The sequence below is a fragment of the Bradyrhizobium sp. McL0616 genome (genome assembly GCF_049993385.1).
In the GTDB taxonomy this organism is placed as follows: domain Bacteria; phylum Pseudomonadota; class Alphaproteobacteria; order Rhizobiales; family Xanthobacteraceae; genus Bradyrhizobium.
Window position 1 is genome coordinate 8,112,370 of sequence record NZ_CP188255.1, and the last position, 21,494, is coordinate 8,133,863.

Below are 21,494 nucleotides of genomic sequence, written 5' to 3' on the forward strand. Positions count from 1 at the left end.
GGTGTCGCGACGAAGCAATCCAGGCTTGTTCCGCGGAGAGAGACTGGATTGCTTCGCTGCGCTTGCAATGACGGGTGCTGACAGCTGTGTACCATTCCGAGGCCTGCACTTGCTACGCAAACTCCACCACGATCTTGCCGAAATGTCCGCCCTGCTGCATCAGCCGTAGCGCGTCGGGCACGGCATCGAAGCCGAACACGCGATCGACCACCGGCTTCATCGCGTTGCGCCCGATCGCAGCCGCCATACCTTCGAACATGCGGCGGCTGCCGACGGAAAGGCCGATGACGTGCAGGTTCTTGGAAAACAGGCTCGGGATCGCGATCTGTTGCGAAAAGCCGGTAAGCACGCCGATCACGAGAATGGTGCCGCCGACCCGCGCCGCTTCCAGCGACTGCGCAAACGTGTCCTTGCCGCCAACCTCGACGACGTGGTCGACACCGCCACCGGACCATTCCGAAGCCGCCTTGCCCCACTCAGGAATCGAACGATAGTTGATGGTGTGATCGGCGCCGAGCGCGCGGGCGCGTTCGAGCTTCTCGTCGCTCGAAGAGGTCACGATCACACTCGCTCCCGCGAGCTTTGCGAATTGCAGCGCGAAGATCGACACGCCGCCAGTGCCCTGCACCAGTACGGTGTCGCCGGGCTTTACCCTGGCCTCCTCGAACAGCGCGCGCCAGGCGGTGAGCCCGGCGCAAGGCAGCGTCGCCGCTTCCTGGAATGACAGATGCGGGGGAATACGGCTGACACCCTCGGCGTCGAGCAGCATTACCTCCTGCAACACGCCCGGCCGCGTGCCGCCGAGCGCAAAGCGACGGCTGGTCGCCGAGACCTTCCCGTCGATCCATGACTGGAAGAACATCGGACAGACGCGATCGCCCGCGGCAATCCGCGTGACGCCACCGCCGACGGTGATCACCTCGCCCGCACCGTCTGAGAACGGAATGAGCGGCAGTCTGGACACGCCGCCCTTGCCTTGTATTGTGAGCAGATCGCGATAGTTCAGCGACGCTGCGCGCATCCGCACCGCGACCTGGCCCGGGCCAGGCGTCGGCTCCGGCAGATCGGCCAGCTCCATCCCCTCGATCGACCAGTCGTGTGCAACCTGCCAGCCTTTCATGGCGACGCTCCGTCTCAGGTGCCGAAGTTCTTCTGGATCGCCTTGTCGAGCGTCTCGCCGCCGACGAAGCGCTGGCGCAGTTCGCGCTTGAGCAACTTGCCGCTCGGGTTCTTCGGCAGGCTGTCGACGAAGATGACCCGCTTGGGCACCTTGAAATGCGCCATCTGGCCGGCGCAGTGCTTGATGACGGACTCTTCGTCAAGCTTCTCGCCGGTCTTGATCACGACGATCGCGGTGACCGCCTCGATCCAGCGCGGATCGGGCAGGCCGACGACGGCAACCTCGGAGACCCCGGGGATGCGATAGACCATCTCCTCGACCTCCCGGCTCGCGACATTCTCGCCACCGGTCTTGATCATGTCCTTGACGCGGTCGACCACGGTGATGTGGCCCTCATCATCGACCGTGGCGAGATCGCCAGAGTGAAACCAGCCACCGGAGAAGGCAGCCGCGGTTTTCACGGGATCATTGTAATAGCCGGACAACAGATGCGGCGAGCGGTGCACGATCTCGCCGACTTCGCCGACCTTGACGTCCTCCATCGCCGTATTGACGACGCGCGTCTCGACATTGAGCACGGGCTTGCCGGCCGATCCGGCCTTGCGGAGCTGATCCTCGGGGCGCAGCACGGTCGCAAGCGGCGCAATCTCGGTCTGGCCGTAGAAATTCCAGAACTTGACATTGGGCAGGCGGCGCTGGAGTTCGAGCAACACCTCCACCGGCATGATCGACGCGCCGTAGTAGCCCTTCTGCAAGCTCGACAGATCGGTCTTGTCGAAGTTCGGCGAGCGCAGCATCGCGATCCAGATCGTCGGCGGCGCGAAGAACGAGGTGATCTTGTGGGCCTGGATCAGCGCCAGGATATTGTCGGCGGTCGGCTTGCCCGTGATCACGCCGGAGGCGCCGAGATAGATTTGCGGCCCCAGGAACACGTCGAGCTGGGCGCAGTGATAGAGCGGCAGCGCGTGCAGGAATTTGTCATCCACGCTCATGCCGCCGTCGATGATGCAGCTGACATACTGCCACATCACGGCCTCATGGGTCAGCATCGCGCCCTTGGGCAGCGATTCCGTGCCGCTGGTGTAGACGATCTGGGCGAGATCGCGGCTGTCAACGGAGGCTTCCAGAAACGAGCTGTCCGTATGCAAGAGATCGTCGAAAGTGGTCAGGCCAGCGGGAGCCGTAGCGGGTTCCTCGCCTGGCAGCCAGATCATCTTCTCGACAGCGCAATCCTTGGCGCTTGCGGCCCGCGCGGACTCGACGAAATCGGGACCGGCCGCGAGCAGTTTTGCACCCGAGCTCTTCAGGATGAAATTAATTTCGTCCGGATTGAGCATGAAGTTGATCGGTACCAGCACCGCGCCGATCCGCGCCACCGCGAAACGCAGCGCGGCAAAGGCGTGCGAATTGCGCGAGAGCACCGCAAGACGGTCGCCCTTCTTGACGCCGAGACCGAGCAGACCGCGGCCCAGGCGGTTGCAGATCGCGTCCATCTCGGCAAACGTCCAGCTCACACTGCCGCAGCTCACCGCGAGCTTGCTCGGCTCGCGGCCGGCCGAACGGCGCAGGAGATCGCCGATGGAATGCTCACGCGCTTTCGAAATGGTGGCTGTGGTGTCACTCGACATTTCCGTTCCCCTGGACTCGTAACTTATGCAAGCTCCGCCCTCGATGTTCGTCGGGCTCCTGCATCTCCGCGCATCGTCGCTTTTGCGCGAAGGGTAGTCGGCGCCACCAGCCGCGTCAAATTGGTGCACGCCGACGCCATGACGCAAGAATTGACCGTATGGCGGGACAAATCTAGGTTGGTGCACCAATTATAAAATCTTCGGGGGAAATGCCATGTATCGGATCGCGCGCGCCGCTTTCGCGGCCGGGCTGCTTTCTGCGTCTTTTATCAATCCGTCTTCCGCCCAGCAAACGCCGCTCAAGATCGGCGTACTCTCCGATTTCTCCTCGGTCTATTCCGACATCGGAGGCCAGGGGAATGTCGAGGCCACCAAGATGGCAATCGAGGATTTCGGCGGACAGATGTTCGGCAAGCCGATCGACATGGTCTCGGCCGACGTGCTCAACAAGCCCGACGTTGCCTCGACCATCGCCCGCAAATGGTGGGAGACCGAAGGCGTCGACATGATCATCGACCTGCCGACCTCGGCCACTGCGCTCGCGGTGATGGAGCTGTCGAAGCAGTACGAGAAGGTCATGATCGTGACGGACGCAGCGAGCTCCGACATTACTGGAAAGTCCTGCTCGCCCTACACCGCACACTGGACCTACGACACCTATTCCAACGCCCACACCGTCGGCAGCGCCATCGTCAAGAGCGGCGGCGACAGCTGGTTCTTCCTGACCGCGGACTACGTGTTCGGCCATTCGATCGAGCGCGACACCGGCGACGTCGTGAGGGCCGCCGGCGGCAAGGTGCTCGGCAGCGTCAAGCATCCGCTCAACACCGCAGACTTCTCCTCCTTCCTGCTCCAGGCTCAGGCTTCCAAGGCCAAGATCATCGGGCTAGCCAATGGTGGCGGCGACACCATCAACGCGATCAAGCAGGCAGGCGAATTCGGCATCGTCGCCGGCGGACAGAATCTGGCTGCGATCGTGATGTTCATCTCCGATGTGCACAGCCTGGGACTCAAGCTCGCGCAGGGCCTGATCATTACCGAGGCCTATTACTGGGATCTCAACGACAAGACCCGCGCCTTCGGCAAACGTTTCATGGAGCGCATGAAGCGTATGCCGACCATGAACCAGGCCGCGACCTACAGCGCCACGCTGCATTATCTCAAGGCCGTGCAGGCCGCCGGCACCAAGGACACCAAAACGGTGATGGCCAAGATGCGCGAGCTGCCGGTGAAGGATGCCTTCACCGACAACGGCGTGCTCCGTGAGGACGGCCGCATGGTGCACAGCATGTACCTGTTCCAGGTGAAGAAGCCCGAGGAGTCGAAGGGCCCGTGGGACTATTACAAGCTGCTCGCAGAAGTGCCCGCCGACCAGGCGTTCCGACCGTTGAAGGATGGCGGCTGCCCGCTGGTGAAGTAAGCTTACGACGACGGACCTGCATCGCTTCGCGCGTTGCAGGTTCTCTAGCGCCGTCGCAAGTCGGACGGGCTGTGCCCGAACTTTTTCCGAAACACCGTGCTGAAATGTGACGAGCTGCTGAATCCCAACTGATAGGCGACTTCGGTGATCGACAGGGAACGCAACTCGGGACGCGTCAAGACGTCGTAGCAGCGCTGAAGCCGGCGATCCAGGATCCATTCGGACACAGAGACGTCGGTGAGCCGGAAGAGATAATGCAGATGCCTGAGAGAGACGCCATTGTTCTTCGCGATCTTCTCGAGCGACAGATCAACGTCGGTGAGGTGCGCTTCGATCCAGGTCTTGACCGAGCGCAGACGGGCCTGCTGCGTGGTGGCATCTTCCGAGAACTCGTCCCGGTCGCCCATGTCGAGCGCGAGCGCCAGCACGTCCATCAGCTCACCGCCGAGCCGGGTCCTTGCTGCTTCGTCCAGCGAAGCAGCTTCCGACGCAAGCGTCGCGCAGAACTCTGCGGCAATCCGTCCAAGGCCACGGCCCGTCGTCATCGTTGTGACGACAGGCAGGCGCCCGTCGCTGAAGCGCGCCAAAAATTCCTTGCGTGGGATCTCGAGATAGAGCGATCGCACCTCGCCGACGCATTCGAGATCATAGGCTTCGGAGGCCGAGAAAATCGCGCCGACGCCGGGGTTCGAAAGCAGGGTCTCACCGGCCTGCAGAACGTTGACCCGGCCCTGCTGAACGAAATCGACGTAGTAGCAATCCTTGTCGAGCTTCGCGATATGCCGCTCGCGCCGGGATATGCGCTGCTCGGACAGCAGAACGTCCGTCATCGTGACTGGGCCGAACCGCGCCTCGCGAATGAAGCCGTGGTAGTCGGATCGCTCCTCGGCGTTCACGTCGACATGGACATAGACATCGCAAATGGCGCCTTGCCATGCTGCGTAGCGCTTGGACGGCTCCAGATCGTCTGTCGTGAATACCAGGTTCATCGTCCGTCCCATCGCGAGGCCAGGATGAACACGTTTGTGCATTGCACAAGTCGGCCAAGCGCCGAAATTTTAGATGGCCGCCGCCTACACGCAAGACTAGTTTGCACGGAGAAGCAAAAGCTTTGCGCTCCCAAGCAAGCCGCGTCCAGGCATGTGGCCTATGAAAAACAAAAAACGGCCAACAAGATAGGCGGGAAACGTTCACTTGCGTCAGGTCGTATCAACCGCTGCACAGTCTGCCGTGCCACTTGAATGGCGGCGCCCGTGAGCAGCGCCTTGTCATCGCTGATCACGACGCGGTTCACGCAACCAATCACGACCATTGCCGATATCGAGGCGCTGGAGCGGCTGCCTTACGATTCCCTCATCCCTGCCCGCAGTCTCTATCAACTCTTCGAAGCCACGGCGCGACTGCATCCCGACCGGCCTGCGCTGACGGTTCTGACCAAAGGTTCGCGAGAGCCCGGCGACGTCACGCTGACCCATCGGCAATTGTTCGCCGAGATCACCCGCGCGGCCAATCTGTTCAGATCGCAGGGAATCGGACAGACCGGCGGCACCGTCGCGTTTCTCTGTCCAATACTTCCGCAGCTATTCCCCGCGCTGCTCGGTGCCCAGGTCGCGGGTATTGCCAGTTCGATCAACTATCTCCTGAACGAAGATGCGATTGCCGACCTGCTCCAGGCGCAGAACGCTACCGTTTTGGTCGTGGCGTCCGAAGCGGCCGATCCTGCGATCTGGGCCAAGGCGCGCAACATCGCGAAACGTGTCCCATCGCTCAAGACGATTTTCGTGATCGGCTCGAACGGTCCCCTGCCCAATGGTTTTCTGAGCTTCGATCGGGCGATCGCAGGAGCACGCGACACGCTGGAGTTCGATCCTTCGACGGATCACAAAACAGTATGCGCCCTCTTCCACACCGGCGGGACGACCGGGCGGCCTAAGCTCGTTCGCCTGACGCATGGAAACCAGATTCATGCGGCCTGGAGCTTTGCACAGGTGCACGGGTTGGATGAGACCGACACGGCCGTGAACGGTTTCCCGCTGTTTCACGTCGGCGGCACGATGACGCTCGGCTTGTCGATTCTCGCGGCCGGCGGCCATGTGATCATTCCCTCGCCATACAGCCTCAGAAGTCCCGATGCGATCCGCGACTACTGGCATACGGTGGAGCGCTTTCGCGCGACCATCGTGAGCGGCGTACCGACGTCGATTGCCGCCCTTGCCGAGGTGCCGATCGGGTCGTCCGATATCAGCTCGGTTCGAATGGCCCTCACCGGCGGGGCCGTGGCTCCGAAGGCCGTCAGCGAGAGGTTTCAGGCGCGAACCGGGATCACCTTATTCGAGACCTACGGCATGACGGAAACGGCGGCCGCAATCGCGTTCAATCCCGGCCGCGGGACCCCGGTGCAGGGTAGTGTCGGATTCAGAGCGCCGTTTGCAAAAACCAGGATCGTCGCCCTGACTGATGCCGATCTCAAGACGGTATGCCCGCCGCTCACCAGCGGCCTCGTCCTTGTCAGCGGACCGCAAGTGTTTCCAGGTTACGTCGATCCGCAGCACAACAAGGGCGTGCTCACCGACGATCATTGGATCGTCACCGGCGACATCGGCTATCTGACCTCGGATCAGCGGCTGGTGCTGACGGGGCGCGAGAAGGATCTCATCGTGCGCAGCGGTCACAACATCGATCCTGCTGCAATCGAGGATGTCGCCAACGTCTTCCCCGGCGTCCAGATGAGCTCGGCCGTCGGAATGCCCGACGCCTATGCCGGAGAGGTCCCCATTCTCTTCGTGGTGCCGTCTCCCGGCGAGAGCATCGATCTGGCGCAATTGCGCGAGCATCTCGAGCGCAACGTCAATGAACCTCCCGCGCGACCGAAGCGCGTCGTCCTGCTCGAGGCCCTCCCCGTCACCGCAGTCGGCAAGATCTTCAAGCCCACGCTGCGCGACCTCGCTGTTCGGGAGAAGGTCCGAGCCGAGATTGACCGCATCTTCGGCTCCGATACCGCGGCAGATATTCTCGTCGACAAAGACGCCAGGTTGAATACGCTGGTCCACATCTCGGTCGACTCCACCGATCAGGATCTGGCGAAGGCACTCACGGAAAGCCTGACTCCGCTTCCACAGACTTATCGCATAGAGACCCGATCGTCATAACGGACCCGCAGAGGCCGACGTCGAAGAGAGGCAAGACAGGGATGAAGCGTTTCCGGTTCAATCAGCAAGAGATCGTCTTCGCCGTCTTTGCGCTGCTGTTCCTCGTATTTTCGATCTTCCTGAATGGCTTTCTGACCGCGGACAATATGCTGACGCTGCTCCAGAATGTGGCAGTGCTCGGCATCCTCGGCCTTGCCATGGCGATCGTCGTGATCGGACGCGGCATCGACATCTCGCTGATCGCGGCGCTTGCGGTGCCGCCGGGGCTCGTCTTGCAGATGGTGCAGAACGGTCACTCGCTGCCGGCCTCGCTTCTGACTGCCGTGCTGCTCACGATCGCCTTCGGCCTCGTCAATGGCTGGCTGATCGCCTATGCGGAAGTTCCCTCGCTGTTTGCGACGCTCGCAACCGGCCTGCTGCTGGCCGGGCTTGGGCAAGCCGCCTTGTTCCAGCTCGACGTGGTGCAATGGAGCCCGGGCATGAACGGCTTCGAGCGGCTCGGACAGGGCACCATCTTGGGCATTCCGACGTCGATCGTCATGTTCGCGATTGCCTGCGTCGTGGTCGCCTTCCTGCTGCGGCAGACGCGCTGGGGCGCTTATATTTATGCGATCGGTGACAATCCTTACGCTGCGCGGGTCACCGGCGTCCCCTCCCGCCCGATCATCGTCCTGCAGTATGTCGTCGCCGCGCTGATTGGCTGCTTCGCCGGCCTTGTGATGGCCGCGTCCGTCAATTCGATGCCGACCCGCGTCTTCAACTCGACGCTGATCTACGACGTGATCCTGGTCGTCGTGCTGGGCGGCATCGGGCTATCAGGCGGGCGCGGCGGCGTGCTGAACGTCATCATCGGCACGCTGCTGATCGGCACCATGCTCAACGGCATGACCATCATGGATGTCTCTTACGCCGGCCAAAATCTCATCAAGGGCGTGGTCCTGCTGCTCGCCGTCATCACGGACTCCTTCCTGAATCCGCGCAACGAAGAAACGGCACAGCAGGGCGACATCTGAACGAGCGACAACAACGACAACCATAACCAAGGAGGAAGCAATGAAACATCTTGGCAGCCCGACAAGCGCGACCCTGGCCGCAATGGCTCTCTCGGCAATGATCGCGCCGGCCCTGGCCCAGCAGGGCCTGGACGAGCCGTTTCAGAAGCCGTTCAAGGAGGCGCTGGCCGGCAAGACCGTGGCCTATGTGCCAGTGGCGATGAACTTCGACCTCACTGAGGGCTGGTATGCCGGCCTGAAGAAGGAGCTCGAGCCGTTCGGCGTCAAGTTCGTGATCCGCGATGCCAACTGGAACACCAATGCCGGCGCGCAGGCCGTCACCTCGCTAATCTCCGAGAAGCCGGCGGTGATCGTCGTCCACAATCCGGACGTGCAGACCTACGCCAAATTGCTTCAGCGCGCCGAGAACGAAGGCATCTACGTCATCCAGATCAACATGGGCTCGGCCTATCGCAGCTCGGCCTTCGTCGGCGCCAACTGGGTCGAGATCGGTGAACGCCAGACCGAAGGCGTGGTCAAGGCCTGCGAAGGCAAATCGAACAAGATCGCGATCATCCAGGGTGCGCTGTCGGCGGCGGCAAGCGCCTATACGCTCAAAGGCGTCGAGAACGTTCTCGCCAAGCATCCCGAGATCAAGGTGGTGTCGAGCCAGGCCGCGGATTGGGACGCCGCCAAGGCCAAGGCGATCACGCAAACCGTGCTGAAGCAGAACCCCGATCTCTGCGGCATCGTCGGTTTCTGGGACGGCATGGACATCGGCACCGCGGCGGCCGTCAAGGAAGCAGGCCTCACCGGCAAGGTGTTCCTCGCGACCTCGGGCGGCGGCGAACGCAAGGGTGCCTGCGAGCTGGTGAAGTCCGGCGCGTTCGACCTCAACATGAGCTACGACGTGCCGACCCAGGCCGCCCAGATGGCCGGCACGATCAAATGGCTGCTGTCGTCGGGCGCCAAGCCCGGCTCGATCAAGGGCTCGGAATACACCACGCTGATTCCGATCACCAAGGAGAACGCCGACAGCCCAACGGCCTGCTGGAATCTCAGCGACCTGAAGAAATAAGTCTCGCAACGCACGACCCAAACGTCCCGGGCAGCTTCTTGTCCGGGACGTTGTCCCGAACTTTGCAAGGTCCTGGAATGCCGATGCGCGATACCCTGACGAGCCTGCGTTACCGCTACTGGCCGGATCATCTGCTCGGCGAAATCCTCTCCAAGCAATGGACCGAGACAGCCATTCCGGTGATCCTCCTGCTGATCATCGGCTTCGCGCTCAGCCGATCCATCGATAATTTCCTGTCGCCGGCGAGCCTCGCCGACACCGCGCGTCAGGCCGGAGAGATCGGCTTCATCGCGCTCGGGCTGGCGCTGGTCGTCATCGTCGGCGGCATCGATCTGTCCGTTGGCTCCATCTTCGCACTGACTGATTTCTGCGCGCTCTATCTTCTCGACGTGTTGGGCTGGCCGGTCCCGGCGGTGGTGGTTGCCACGCTGCTCTGCGGCGCGATGCTCGGCGCCGTCAACGGCATCCTGGTGGGGTATCTGCGGCTGCGTGCCTTCATCACCACGCTGATCACGCTGATCATCTACCGCTCGGCCTACGATCTGCTGATCCAGCGCTACTCCAACGCGATCGCGTCAGCCTTTCCCGATATCCCATCCTGGGATTTCATTGGCGGCGGTTCTGTCTTCGGCATTCCCACCGTGGCGATCGTCTATGTCGTCGTCGCCATCTTCGGCCATATCTTCCTGACCCGGTTGCGGCCGGGCTGGCACATCACCGCGATCGGCGGCTCCCGCCGTTCGGCGTATAATTCCGGCATTCCCGTCCGTCGCACGATCGCACTCTGCTACGTCGCGAGCGGCGTCCTGACCAGCATCGGCGCGCTGTTCTTCGCGTCCCGGCTCGGAACCGTCGGCGGCGACATCGGCGTCGGACTCGAGGTGATCGTGCTGACCGCGACGGTGCTGGGCGGCATCACGCTCGGCGGCGGCAAGGGCTCGGTCGCCAAATCGGCGGTCGGGGTGCTGATCGTGCTCCTGATCACCAACGGTCTGACGACCATGAACGCGCGCGGCGGCGTCAACCGGATGGCGCTGGCCGGCATCCTGCTCGTCGCCGCGATGGTCGACATTCGCTGGCAGAAGAACCGCACCCGTATCATCAGCAAGGTCTACGTCGCGCCCACCTATCACGCGTTGCCGCCGCCGCCATCCACTGAGATCGGGCAAGGCGGGCCATTCGAGCAGAATGACAAGCTGCGTCACGTCGAGTCGATCGGTCTCGGCCGCATTGAAGCGCCCGAAGACGTTATCCTTGATCGCCACGACAATCTCTATGCCGGCTCGCGCCACGGCGATATCATGCGCTTTCTCGCGCCCGACTATCAGAAGATGGAAGTGTTCGCCCATATCGGCGGCCAGCCGCTCGGCATGGCCTTCGACCGTGAGGACAATCTCTACGTCTGCATCGGCGGCATGGGGCTCTACCGCATCAAGCCTGATGGCACGGTGGAAAAGGCCACCGACGAAACCAACCGCAGCATGCGTTCGGTGAACGACGATAGCCGCCTGCGGCTCGCCGATGATCTCGACATCACCGACGACGGTCTCATCTTCTTCTCCGAGGCGACCGTGCGCTACGAGATGGACGAATGGCCGATCGACGGCCTCGAAGCGCGCGGCAACGGCCGCATCATCTCCTACGACACCAAGAACGGTGCGACGCGCACTGAGCTGCGCGGCCTCAAATTCCCCAACGGCATCTGCGTCGCCAGCGACGGCCAGTCGATCCTGTTCGCCGAGACCTTTGGCTGCTCGATCAAGCGCTATTGGTTCGCGGGACCGAAAAAGGGTGCGGTCGAAGTGGTGATGGACAACCTGCCTGGCTACCCCGACAACATCAACCTCGCCTCCGACGGCAATTACTGGCTGGCGCTGGTCGGCATGCGCAGCCCTTCGCTCGATCTCGCCTGGAAGATGCCTGGCTTCCGGCGCCGCATGGCCAAGCGCGTGCCGGTCGATGAATGGCTGTTCCCCAACATCAACACCGGCTGCGTGGTCAAGTTCAACGAGCAGGGCAAGATCGTCGAATCGTTCTGGGACCTGCACGGCGAGAACCACCCGATGATCACCTCGATGCGCGAGCATCGCGGCTATCTCTATCTCGGCGGCATCCTCAACAACCGGATCGGCCGCTACAAGCTCGACAACGCCGATCCGAACTTCGTTCAGTATGACAAGAGGTGGGGGAAGCTGTCGTGATCGCGGCCGTCAAAGAATTCGCCAACCGCTTTCTCGGTCGCGGCGACGCCACCATCACCGTGCCGTCTTTTGATGGCGCACTGAAGCCCAACCAGAAGCTGGAATCCGCCGAGACCCTGCTGACCTGTGAGTCGCCCGAGGATCTCGCCACCGACGGCAGCAATCTCTTCGTCGCCGACGGACAGCGGCTGATGTCCCTGAATGGCGGCGCGGCATCGGTGGTGCGCAACTTTGAGCGGTCGATCTCTGCGCTCTGTGCCTTGCCCGGCGGCGGCCTTGCCGTCGTGCTCGGCGGACGGGAGGTGCGTCTCTATTCAAGCCCCTCGGCCGAGCAACCAAGCGCGACGTTTGCTGATGCAGCATTCAACGCGATCAACGCGCTCGCGCTGGCAAATGACAACACACTCATTGCGACAGACGGCTCTCTGAGATGCGGCGTCGACGATTGGGCGCGCGACCTGATGGAGCTGAACCGGACTGGGCGCGTGTTCCGGCTGGATACCGTCAACAAGACCGTGACGCGATTGGCCCAGGGGTTTGGTTACGCCTTCGGCGCCTGCGCGCACGGCAACGCCATGCTGGTCAGCGAGAGCTGGCGTCATCGGCTCGTTCTCGTGACGCCCGGCGCATCGCCGCGGGTCGTGCTTGGTCACCTTCCCGTCTATCCATCGCGGCTGTCGAAGGCCTCGGGCGGCGGGTACTGGCTCACCGCCTTCACCGCACGCACCCAGCTCGTCGAGTTCGTGTTGCGCGAGCCGGCCTACCGGCGCCGCATGATGGCCGAGATCGATCCGGCCTACTGGGTTGCCCCTCGCTTGCGCTCCGGCACATCGTTCAAGGAGCCAATGCAAGGTGCGCACATCAAGACCATGGGCGTCATCAAGCCATGGGCGCCGCCGCGCTCCTATGGCCTCGTCATTCGCCTCGATGCAGACGGCCAGCCGCTCTATTCGCTGCACAGCCGGGTCGACGGTGCCAATCACGGAATCGTCGCCGCGATCGAGATGGGCAACGACCTCATTCTGATCGCCAAGGGACCGGGCCGCGTCCTGAGACTGCCGCTAGCCGGTCTTGCCGAGGAGTTTCGCCCATGAGCGACGTCATGCTCTCGCTGCGCAAGGCCACCAAGCTCTACGCCGGCGTGCCCGCCATCGACGGGGTCGACTTCGATCTGCGTCGTGGCGAGATTCACGCGCTGGTCGGCGAGAACGGTGCCGGCAAGTCGACCCTGACCAAAATAATGGCGGGCGTGGTGACGCTGACCTCGGGCGCCATGACGGTCGACGGCGCCGACGTTGCGCCGAAGACGCCGCTGGAGGCGCGCAATCTCGGCATCGCCATGGTGTTTCAGGAGAACAGCCTGGCGCCAACCATGACGGTGGCGCAGAATCTGTTTCTCGGGCAGGAGAAGTTTTACAACCGCCTGCGCGGCATCTACATCGCCGCGCAGCAGTTTTTGCAATCGCTCAATTTCGATGTCACGCCGACTGCGACCGTGAGCGGCCTTGGAGCTGCCAAGAAGCAGATGGTCGAGATCGCGCGCGCGGTCCTGCACCGCGCCAAGGTCATCATCTTCGACGAGCCGACGGCGTCGCTGACGCCGGAGGAGAAGAAATACTTTTTCGACCTCGTCCGTGACCTCAAGAAGCGCGGCGTCTCGATCGTCTTTATCTCGCACGCCCTGGAAGAGGCTCTGCTGCTGGCCGACCGCATCACGGTCCTGCGCGACGGCAAGCATGTCGTGACCGACGACGTCGCCAAATTCGACCGCGCCGCGATCATCCAGGCCATGGTCGGGCGCGATCTCTCCAACACGCTCTATGGCACGAGGAAGAGCAGCGTGCGGGCGGCCGGCGCGCGCGTGCTGACGGTGCAGAACCTGAAGATGGCGCCGATGGTGAAGAACAATTCGCTGTCGGTGTTCGCAGGGCAGATCACCGGCGTGTTCGGTCTCGTCGGCGCGGGCCGCACCGAAACCTTCAAGATCGTCGCCGGCGTGCTCAAGCGCGACTTCTTCCACGGCGGCGAGATCCTGCTGCACGACAAGCCGGTGCGCTACCGGGTGCCGGCACCGGCGGTCAAGGCCGGCATCGCCTATGTCACAGAGGATCGCAAGGTCGAGGGCTTCTTCGAGACGTCCTCGATCGCGCGCAACATCTATCTCGGCCTGCTGTCGAAGTTCCCCAAGGGCCGCATGATGTTATCTCGGCGCGAGGCCGATGCGGTCGGCAGGACCTGGATCGAACGGCTCAAGGTTCGCGCCATCGGCAACAATGGCAAGGTGGTCGAGCTCTCCGGCGGCAATCAGCAGAAGGTCGTGATCGCCAAATCGCTGGTGCAGGAGCCCGACCTGATTATCTTCGACGAGCCGACCCGCGGCGTCGACGTCGGCGCCATCGTCGAGATCCACGAGCTGATCAACCGACTCGCCGACGAGGGCAAGGCGGTCGTCGTCATCTCATCCTACCTGCCCGAGATCATGGCACTGTCCGACCGCATCCTGGTCTCGCGCCAGGGCAAGGTCGTGGAGGAATTCTCCGCGCTCGAGGCGACGGAGGAGCGGATCATGTACGCCGCGATTCACTGAAGGCGGCCGCCTACGGCTTTTGCCCCTTCTGGCGCAACGCCTCGATCAGGCGCAGCTTCAGTTCGTCGGCGGCTTTCTGGCTGACGTCCTGGCCGATCTGCGCGCTCGCCTGCGCCAGCGCATCCGACTTTTGCAAAAGCTTCTGTCCGGCCGGCTGCGAATAGAACGCTTCGATCTGGCGCAGCTCGTCTACGGTGAAGCTTGTAGCGTAGATGGCGGCGATCTGGTCGACTATCGCGGTGAAGAACGGGGCGTAGATCTCGGCACCCGGCGCTGTCATCGCATCATAGTTATGCTCGATCTCCGGCCTGTCCTGCGCGACCACGGGTCTCAGCTTGAGCAGGAGCTGCGGGAGAACCGCGCGATACTGATCCGCGATCTTCAGAGTGGCAACGAGTTTGCGCGCGGCATCCATCGCCTCGGGCGACGGTGCCTGCGCCGACGCGCTGCAGACGAGGAGCAGAAGGGTGCCGGCAATCGTCAACAAGAGTCTCGACATGGATCCCTCCCGAAAAATCGTCCACGTGACGCGATGGGTTCTCAGTGGCTCGCGGGAGCCGCGGCGATGATCTTTACCGGGGCGCCTTCGGCGCCGGGTTCCGGCTCGTCGTCGACGTCGGTCACCTTGACGAAGAGGCTGGGCACCCGCTCGGCGCGGTCGAGCAGCCACGCCGCCCCGAACATGATGACGAAGCCGGCGAACGACACCGCGAGTTGCTCCCAGACGCCCCTGGTGTATTGCATCAGGATCCAATGCGCCGAGAACGACAGGAACACGCTGAGGCAAAAGATCGGCAGCGAGTGCTGGCCGCACAGGATCACCGGATGCAGCCATTTGGAATGCAGCGCCTTCCAGTGGCGCGGGACGAAATAGGTCATCCAGAGCGCCAGCGCCAGGAAGTGCGTGAAGCGCAGCATGTCGAGGTCAGTCTTGTCGATCGGGTAGATCGCCTTGATCATCCATTTCGGGATCAAGGCCTCGAGCGCGTGAACGTGCCATGTCATCACGATCAGGAAGGCGAACGCAATCCATGCCGCCGCGATTGTCATCACCGGCGCCGACCAGACCCATTTGGCGATCTTGTCGATCTGGCCGATGCCGCACCAGGCGGCGAACACGAACATCAGCTGCCAGCAGAACGGATTGAAATACCAGGTCGTGCCCGGCGGATAGGACGCGATGTTCCAGTCGAACCAGCGCGACAGGACATAGAGCACCACAGAGCACAGCAGCGTGAGGTTCGGCCGTCGCACCAGGCCCCATATGATGAAGGGCGCAGCGAGCACCAGCGTGATGTAGAGCGGCAGCACGTCGAGGTTGACCGGCTTGTAGCGCAGCGTGAGCGCCTGCCCGATCAGAATATCCGGATGGTCAAGAAAATTGTGAACGTTGAACTCGTCCGCATACATCGGGTTGTCGAATCTCCTGATGGTGCGGGCGATCTGCGCCGTGAACAGCAGGAACAGCATGATGTGGGCGACATACATTTCCCCCGCGCGCCGCCACAGCCGCTTCAGCGCGGCGAGGAACCAGCCGCCGGCGACGATCGGCCCGTAGATCCAGCCGACCAGATAGCCGGAGATGAAGACGAAGAACTCGGCGGCATCGCTGAAGCCGTAATTGCGCAGCGTCAGCCAGGCCACGACATCGTGCGGGATGTGATCGAGGAAGATCATCCACAGCCCGATGCCGCGGAACAGATCGAGGCGCAAATCGCGCTCGACCGGAGCCAGGAGAGCTTGCTGGTCCCGTGTGGTCATGGCCCCGCCTCGTACGGTGGTCGTCGCGCCGTCGCGGCGCCGGCAAAATCGGATACTAAAAAATCTGGATCGAAACGTCACCTGCCCCAACAGCTGGCCTATCGACGGTCGCCGACCTCGACACCGGCGCAAGGGACCTGGGTCATCGGCAAAAACAGCGAAAACAACCCCATGCACAGTAGACGCATGCCGCCAAGACATTGCGTTGACAGCGAAATCCAGACGACCCGTCGGGCAAAAAACGCCCCGAACAAACGGTAAAATAATACGGATGACGCCAAGCCTCAGGTGAACTCATCGCCTTGCGCGAGCATATCGCTCAGCATCGCCTCGGCCTTCCGCCTGAGTGGCAGCGCGCCGCTCTCGGAGACGATCGCGATCGTGCCGCGCAGGGCGGCGAGGATGGCCGCCTTGTTCGCCTCGCTCGAGGCCGGAGTCACGACGGCCTCGCCGAACATGGCCTCGGCCTCGAGGCCGGAAAATCCTTGCTGGCGCGCGGTGTTGCGCGCTTCGCGCAGCATGTTCCGCGCGGCCTGGACGTCGCCGAGGCGATAGGTGGCCAGCGCAAGGTAGATCGAAGAGCGTAGCACCGCCGAGGTATAGCCGACCGCCTTCGCCTCCTCGCGCGCCTCGGCCAGCATGCCGCGTGCCCGGTCGAACAGCCCCTGCTCCAGATAGGCGATGCCGAGATGGCAGGCGAGCACCGGCACGAACAGCCGGATGCCGTGCTTCTGCGCCAGCACAAAACCGCCTTCGAGAATGGATGCGGCCGCTGCCGGCTCGTTGCCGCCGAGCTTCAGCCAGCCGCCGCTATAGGCGGCGGCAACGCGATCGTACGGACGGCCGGTCTCCTCCGCGATCGCCGCGGCTTCGCGCTGGAGCTGCTCGGCGGCGTCGAGCTCGCCCATGACGGTATGGGTGAAGCTTTTCATCATGCAGCAAAGGAGGAGTGTGTATTTCGGCGGCGTGCCGAACGGCGCACTCGCTTCTTGTCCCATGAGATGTGCACGGGCCCGTGCGAATGTCTGCTCAGCCTCGCGATAGCGCCCCGCAAGAAAATATGCCTGTCCGAGATTGTATTGCGCAAGGTTGCGCCACCCCGAATTGCCCGACTCCTCGGCAAGACCGACGACTTCCTCGCCAAGAATGACGGCCTCGGTCGGCGTCCCATAGAAGTTCTGCCCACCCGCCATGACCGTCATGGCAGCGACCTTTCTGCCGACATCATCGATCTGGCTGGCCCGTTGGTCGGCCTCCTTTCCGAGATCGATCCACTCGGCGACGCGACCGGACCAGATGAATGCCATGCGCGCCTCCATCCGGAGATCGATGGCGTTGGTCTCCCGCGGGCGCGTCAACGGCGTCTTGTCGAGCGAATTCATCGCGATCCGGAAGTAGTCGACCGCCTCGGCATAGGCCGAGCGCACGAGGCATTTCTGTGCGGCGCTTCTCCCGTAGTTGAATGCCTTCGCCCAGTCCTTGGCGCGCATGGCATGGTAACAGAGGGTGTCGGGATCATCTCGCGATGTTTCGTCGCTCTCGAAAGCCGCGAGCACGCGCGCATGAACGCTCTCGCGCACCTTTTCGACCATCGACTCATAGGTCACCTGGCGGACCATCTCGTGCCTGAACTCGAGCGAGTTCTCGAGGTCGCTATCGATCCTGACGAGCAGCTCGGCCCGGTCGAGCGACGCAAGACAGTCCTGAAGGATGTCTTCAGGCAACTGCGAGACTCTCCGCACGACGGCTTCGCTCGATCGCGGCCCCAATGCGGCCGCGACTTGCAACACCAGGCGCTGCTGCCTCGACACGCGATCGAGGCGCGCCGCAATCACGCCCTGGATGCTCGAGGGGATGCCGAGTTCCTCGATCGGACGCACCAGAGCGAGGTCACCCCATTCGCCGCGCAACGAGCCGCTGTCCTTCAACCCGCGGCAGACCTCCTCGATGAACAGCGGCACATTGGCCGTATGGGAGATGATCCGGCTCTTCAGATCGGCATTGGTCTCGGAGGATCCGAGCATGTCTGACAGCATTTCCAGCCCCGAATCGTCGTCGAGCGGCCGCATCGCGACGACTTCGGCGTGGCAGCGCGCGATCCAGACCGGCATGCCGTTCGGGCGGGAGGTGAGCAGCACGAGGAGACCGGGCACCGCGAGCGAGGCAATCGCGGCGACGACGGCGTCGCTGGCCCGGTCGATCCAGTGCAAATCCTCCAAAAGGAGGACCGTCGGCTGCCGGCTGGCCAGGTTCTGGATGACGGCGCAGCTTGCGTCGGAGATCACGCGTCCGCGGGCATGCGGCTCGAGCTCGTCCCATTGCGGGTTCGAGATCGGCACATCGAGCACCGCTTCGAGGGCGCTCTGCTGGATCGTGGACAGGTCCGCCCGGGGATCGCCGGGATTGCCGGGGTCCCTTGCGGATGCGTCGATGGCCGACAGCAGGATCCGCTTGAGCGTGCTGAAGGGCGCGCCCTGGAGATTCGGGCTGCACTCGGCGTCGATCAACTGCCAGCCCTCGGCCTTGAGCTTCTGGGCGAACTCATGCGCCAACCGCGATTTGCCGATGCCGGCATCGCCCAGCAGCAGGACCGTCTGCCGGCTGGCCCTGGCCTGCCCGGCCGCGCGGTCCAGCAGGGCTCGCTCGGTCGTGCGATCGACGAATCGGGAGACGCTGCGAGCCCGCCGCACGCGCCAGCTCGACAGGTCGCTCGCACCCACGATCCGGTAGACCGGCACGGGCTGGCTGAAGCCGCGGAGGGATTTGCCGCCGAGGTGCTCGAACCTGACATGCCCGTCGGCGAGCTTTTGACAGGCTTCCGAGACGTAGATCTGATTCGCCTCGGCCACCTGCTCCAGCCGGGCGGCCAGATGCTGGGCGGCGCCGCCGATCTCGTAGACCTTGGAGAACTCGCTGGCGACCATGTAGGCGACGACATGGCCGGAGTGGAGGCCGACTCGAACCTGAAGCCCGGGATCGCCAAGGCTGCTAACACGCCGGACCAGTTCGATGGCTGCGTGGCAGGCCAGGGGGGCATGGTTGTCGTCCGCGATCGGGGCGCCGAACACCGCGGAGAGCCCGTCGCCCAGTTCCTTGCTGACGATGCCGCCGAATTGTCGTACCGCGCCGCGCATGGCGGCCAGGGCCGGCTCCAGGCGCGAGACCGCCTCTTCCGGGTCCAGCTCAGCCACGAGGCCCGTGGACTCGATCACATCGGCGCGGAGGATTGTGACGAATCGCCGTTCGCTGTCGGGGTCGACCCGTTGACGCACCGCGGCCCCGCATTTGGAGCACCAGCTATCGTCCGGATTGATCGCCGACTGACACGCGAAGCAATGCATTCCTGCGCCTCAAAGGTCGCGACCTGTCTGTCGATCAGAATCCGCGAACGACTTTTGATGAGAATACCGATCGAGAACCACTTAGCAATCGGGCCCGCTCCGCGCAGTAAGCTGGGCACAGCGTGGGTGGCGATCTGGACGAAATACAGTCCTGAGTGGTAACGTCAACAGATCCCGGCAAAGGGGGCATATATATTTCGGCAGCGCAAGGTTGGCCAAACCGACCGGCGTCGCGGAGCTGTATGTATTTTCGCAAAGCCAAAGACATATTGAGGGAAAAGGCGATGGGCTCGAGACCTTACACCAGGGCTTCATTCAAGAACTTGATGAACAGCAATTACTACCCTGTGGCGAACATGAAAAAGAGCGTGGCCAAGCTCAAGGCATCGGACGACATCGATGTGCCGACCCTGGAATACGGCCAGTACCACCTGATTCTGACGCCGGCCTCGAAGTGGCCGGAGGGCAGCGCCCAGCACTGGCACAAGGAGAAGGGCCGGGTGCGAGTCGACCTCAGCACCCAACCGAACACGGTCCCCCTGTCCAGGGACGAGCCTGGGGTCATTCCCTTGACGCGGTGCGACCTGCTCGATGCCTGCGTCCGGAAGTGCTTCAACTCCGAGCCGCCGATCCCGATGAAGACCAGCATCATCACCCACGCGCCGAGCGACGCCTATGCCCACCGGCACGAGATCCGGCTGGAGTGGGTGTACAAGAAGGGCTCGGACAAGCCGACGCTGCTCAATTTGACGATGGTATGTCCGCACAGGCCTGAGAAGGCGTGAGTTTGGGCTGGCGTTTTCGCGATTACGGTGACCTCGTATATCGGGAGACCCGGAATCGAAGCGCTGGCCGCGATAGACGCGCTCCGGCGAAACTTATCTTCATATCGCTAGCCGCTGCAGGTTGCTCGCGCGTGATGGAAAGATTTCGGGTGATACCAAGTCAGCGTTGCGACAATCCGTCGGTCTGACCGTCATGGCCAGACTTCCCGGCCCAAAAACAAAAATGGCCCGCGCAATGCGGGCCATTTTCTCATCGGGACCGGTAAAGTCCAAACTGCGGGCATACACCACCGCCGACCATACTGAGACGACGGCCTTCAGCGACGTCGGGCCGCCGGAGCACGCGACTCGTCAGCGAAGGCCGCCGGTGACGTGAAGTGTCTCGCCCGTGATGTAGGACGCGTCGTCCGAGGCGAAGAAGGCCACAGCGGCAGCAATCTCCTCAACCTTGCCGATGCGGCCAAGCGGGGTGACGGATTCGATCCAATTGCGCATGTCACCTTCGTGCAGGCCGGCCGAGACGACGCCTTCGGTGGCGATCATGCCCGGATTGACGGCGTTGACGCGAATCTTGCGCGGCGCCAGCTCCTTCGCCAGCACGGCGGAGATCGCATCCACTGACGCTTTGGTCGCGGTGTAGACGGCGGTGTTCACGCTAACGAAATACGTCGAACAGCCTAACCGGTTAAATTTGTGGGCAATCTAGGAGCTCCGACCGCTATAGCCAACTCCGCCAGCAATCCAGTATCGCACTTCCAACCGTTTTCTTTCAGCCACTCGATTGCCTCGGAGATGGTTTCTTTTGCGAATTTGAAATGACTCGCCAAATTCGGAGGTCAGAGCGCCGCCGCATATATAGCCATCCTCGATCCTAACTACGTCCTCGGGATCGATGTCGGGGGGTAGTATCTGGTTGCCTTCTTCGTCGGATTGCATTTCACCAAGTACTTCATACTGGCAAATTTCGAGCACAGCGCCGTTGTCGGCTTCCTTGTCCAGCCGCAAGTATTCGGTCCAAGTACTGGCCATGGTCGAGCTTTCTTGGGATGCCAGAATTTTCGGATACTCGGTTTCCATCAGGCTGCTCCCAAGCGATGCCAATTTTAAGAGATGGCGCCTAGGTCATAATCTGTCGCTGCACCACTTTGAAAAAGGGCCTTGGCAGACTCCGCTTTTTGAACTGCCTTTCGAACTGATTCTAGAGCGTTCTAGTCAAGGCGCAACGGAAAGTTCGCACGTCGATTATCGGTAAGGTTTCTACCAAAAGCTTGTCAGTCAGAAGGCCGCCAGGGGCCCGAACCTACGCCGCGCGGCAGGTAATTCTCGCCGCGCCGCGCGGTGCATCAGCAGTTATCGTCGATGTCCCGGTCCTGTCCCCATGTGCAACGTTTTCTGACGGAGGCCTCCGACTGAGCGCTTGGCAAGCTTTGCA

The 21,494-nt window shown here is 62.6% G+C and carries 15 protein-coding genes and 1 pseudogene; 8 read left to right on the forward strand and 8 right to left on the reverse strand.

The annotated features are described in order from the left end of the window. Positions 1–112: 112 nt before the first annotated feature. Both ACPPVR_RS39195 and ACPPVR_RS39200 read right to left on the reverse strand, forming a co-directional pair. A complete protein-coding gene (locus ACPPVR_RS39195; protein ID WP_426611819.1) occupies positions 113–1,120 on the reverse strand; it encodes a zinc-dependent alcohol dehydrogenase family protein in 1,008 nt (335 codons plus the stop codon). Positions 1,121–1,134: 14 nt separating this feature from the next. Next, positions 1,135–2,748, reverse strand: coding sequence for an acyl-CoA synthetase (locus ACPPVR_RS39200; protein WP_426611820.1), 1,614 nt, complete (start codon positions 2,746–2,748; stop codon positions 1,135–1,137). Between the two features lie 214 nt (positions 2,749–2,962). Here ACPPVR_RS39200 and ACPPVR_RS39205 point away from each other — a divergent pair, with 214 nt between their 5' ends. Then, positions 2,963–4,168, forward strand: coding sequence for an ABC transporter substrate-binding protein (locus ACPPVR_RS39205; protein ID WP_426611821.1), 1,206 nt, complete (start codon positions 2,963–2,965; stop codon positions 4,166–4,168). 44 nt (positions 4,169–4,212) lie between these two features. On the opposite strand, the gene ACPPVR_RS39210 is transcribed toward ACPPVR_RS39205, so the two are convergent. Next, positions 4,213–5,157 carry a helix-turn-helix domain-containing protein gene (locus tag ACPPVR_RS39210; protein ID WP_426611822.1) on the reverse strand — a complete coding sequence of 315 codons (945 nt, stop codon included), beginning with the start codon at positions 5,155–5,157 and terminating at the stop codon, positions 4,213–4,215. A gap of 264 nt (positions 5,158–5,421) precedes the next feature. On the opposite strand from ACPPVR_RS39210, the gene ACPPVR_RS39215 reads away from it, so the two are divergent. The 6 genes from ACPPVR_RS39215 to ACPPVR_RS39240 all read left to right on the forward strand — a co-directional run bounded on the left by ACPPVR_RS39215 (position 5,422) and on the right by ACPPVR_RS39240 (position 14,175). Then, on the forward strand, positions 5,422–7,317 hold the full coding sequence (locus ACPPVR_RS39215) for an AMP-binding protein (protein WP_426611823.1): 1,896 nt from the start codon (positions 5,422–5,424) through the stop codon (positions 7,315–7,317). A gap of 41 nt (positions 7,318–7,358) precedes the next feature. After that, a complete protein-coding gene (locus tag ACPPVR_RS39220; protein WP_426611824.1) occupies positions 7,359–8,330 on the forward strand; it encodes an ABC transporter permease in 972 nt (323 codons plus the stop codon). A gap of 40 nt (positions 8,331–8,370) precedes the next feature. Continuing rightward, the gene (locus tag ACPPVR_RS39225) at positions 8,371–9,387 is read left to right on the forward strand and encodes a sugar ABC transporter substrate-binding protein (RefSeq protein ID WP_426611825.1); all 1,017 of its coding nucleotides are present in this window, start codon (positions 8,371–8,373) and stop codon (positions 9,385–9,387) included. A 77-nt stretch (positions 9,388–9,464) separates the two neighbouring features. Beyond that, entirely contained in the window at positions 9,465–11,588 is a 2,124-nt protein-coding gene (locus tag ACPPVR_RS39230) for an ABC transporter permease (protein ID WP_426611826.1), read from the forward strand. Further along, positions 11,585–12,682: a hypothetical protein gene (locus ACPPVR_RS39235; protein WP_426611827.1), complete on the forward strand. Its 1,098-nt coding sequence runs from the start codon at positions 11,585–11,587 to the stop codon at positions 12,680–12,682. Before ACPPVR_RS39230 ends, ACPPVR_RS39235 begins: the two co-directional genes overlap by 4 nt. Further along, on the forward strand, positions 12,679–14,175 hold the full coding sequence (locus ACPPVR_RS39240; RefSeq protein WP_426611828.1) for a sugar ABC transporter ATP-binding protein: 1,497 nt from the start codon (positions 12,679–12,681) through the stop codon (positions 14,173–14,175). Before ACPPVR_RS39235 ends, ACPPVR_RS39240 begins: the two co-directional genes overlap by 4 nt. A 10-nt stretch (positions 14,176–14,185) precedes the next feature. Here the strand turns inward: ACPPVR_RS39240 and ACPPVR_RS39245 are convergent, their stop codons facing one another. The 3 genes from ACPPVR_RS39245 to ACPPVR_RS39255 form a co-directional block, all read right to left on the reverse strand. Further along, a complete protein-coding gene (locus ACPPVR_RS39245) occupies positions 14,186–14,674 on the reverse strand; it encodes a DUF2059 domain-containing protein (protein ID WP_426611829.1) in 489 nt (162 codons plus the stop codon). Between the two features lie 41 nt (positions 14,675–14,715). After that, positions 14,716–15,936, reverse strand: a complete 1,221-nt coding sequence (locus ACPPVR_RS39250) for an OpgC domain-containing protein (RefSeq protein WP_426611830.1) — start codon at positions 15,934–15,936, stop codon at positions 14,716–14,718. A gap of 284 nt (positions 15,937–16,220) precedes the next feature. Further along, positions 16,221–19,277: an ATP-binding protein gene (locus ACPPVR_RS39255; RefSeq protein ID WP_426611831.1), complete on the reverse strand. Its 3,057-nt coding sequence runs from the start codon at positions 19,275–19,277 to the stop codon at positions 16,221–16,223. 284 nt (positions 19,278–19,561) lie between these two features. Here ACPPVR_RS39255 and ACPPVR_RS39260 point away from each other — a divergent pair, with 284 nt between their 5' ends. Beyond that, positions 19,562–20,062, forward strand: coding sequence for a hypothetical protein (locus tag ACPPVR_RS39260; protein ID WP_426611832.1), 501 nt, complete (start codon positions 19,562–19,564; stop codon positions 20,060–20,062). A gap of 351 nt (positions 20,063–20,413) precedes the next feature. Here ACPPVR_RS39260 and ACPPVR_RS39265 read toward each other — a convergent pair. Together ACPPVR_RS39265 and ACPPVR_RS39270 are read right to left on the reverse strand one after the other, a co-directional pair. Then, positions 20,414–20,713 (reverse strand): annotated as a pseudogene (locus tag ACPPVR_RS39265) (SDR family oxidoreductase); the annotation flags it as partial. Between the two features lie 51 nt (positions 20,714–20,764). Continuing rightward, positions 20,765–21,139 (reverse strand): hypothetical protein, encoded by a 375-nt coding sequence (locus tag ACPPVR_RS39270; RefSeq protein WP_426611833.1) that lies wholly within the window; start codon positions 21,137–21,139, stop codon positions 20,765–20,767. Positions 21,140–21,494 lie beyond the last annotated feature (355 nt).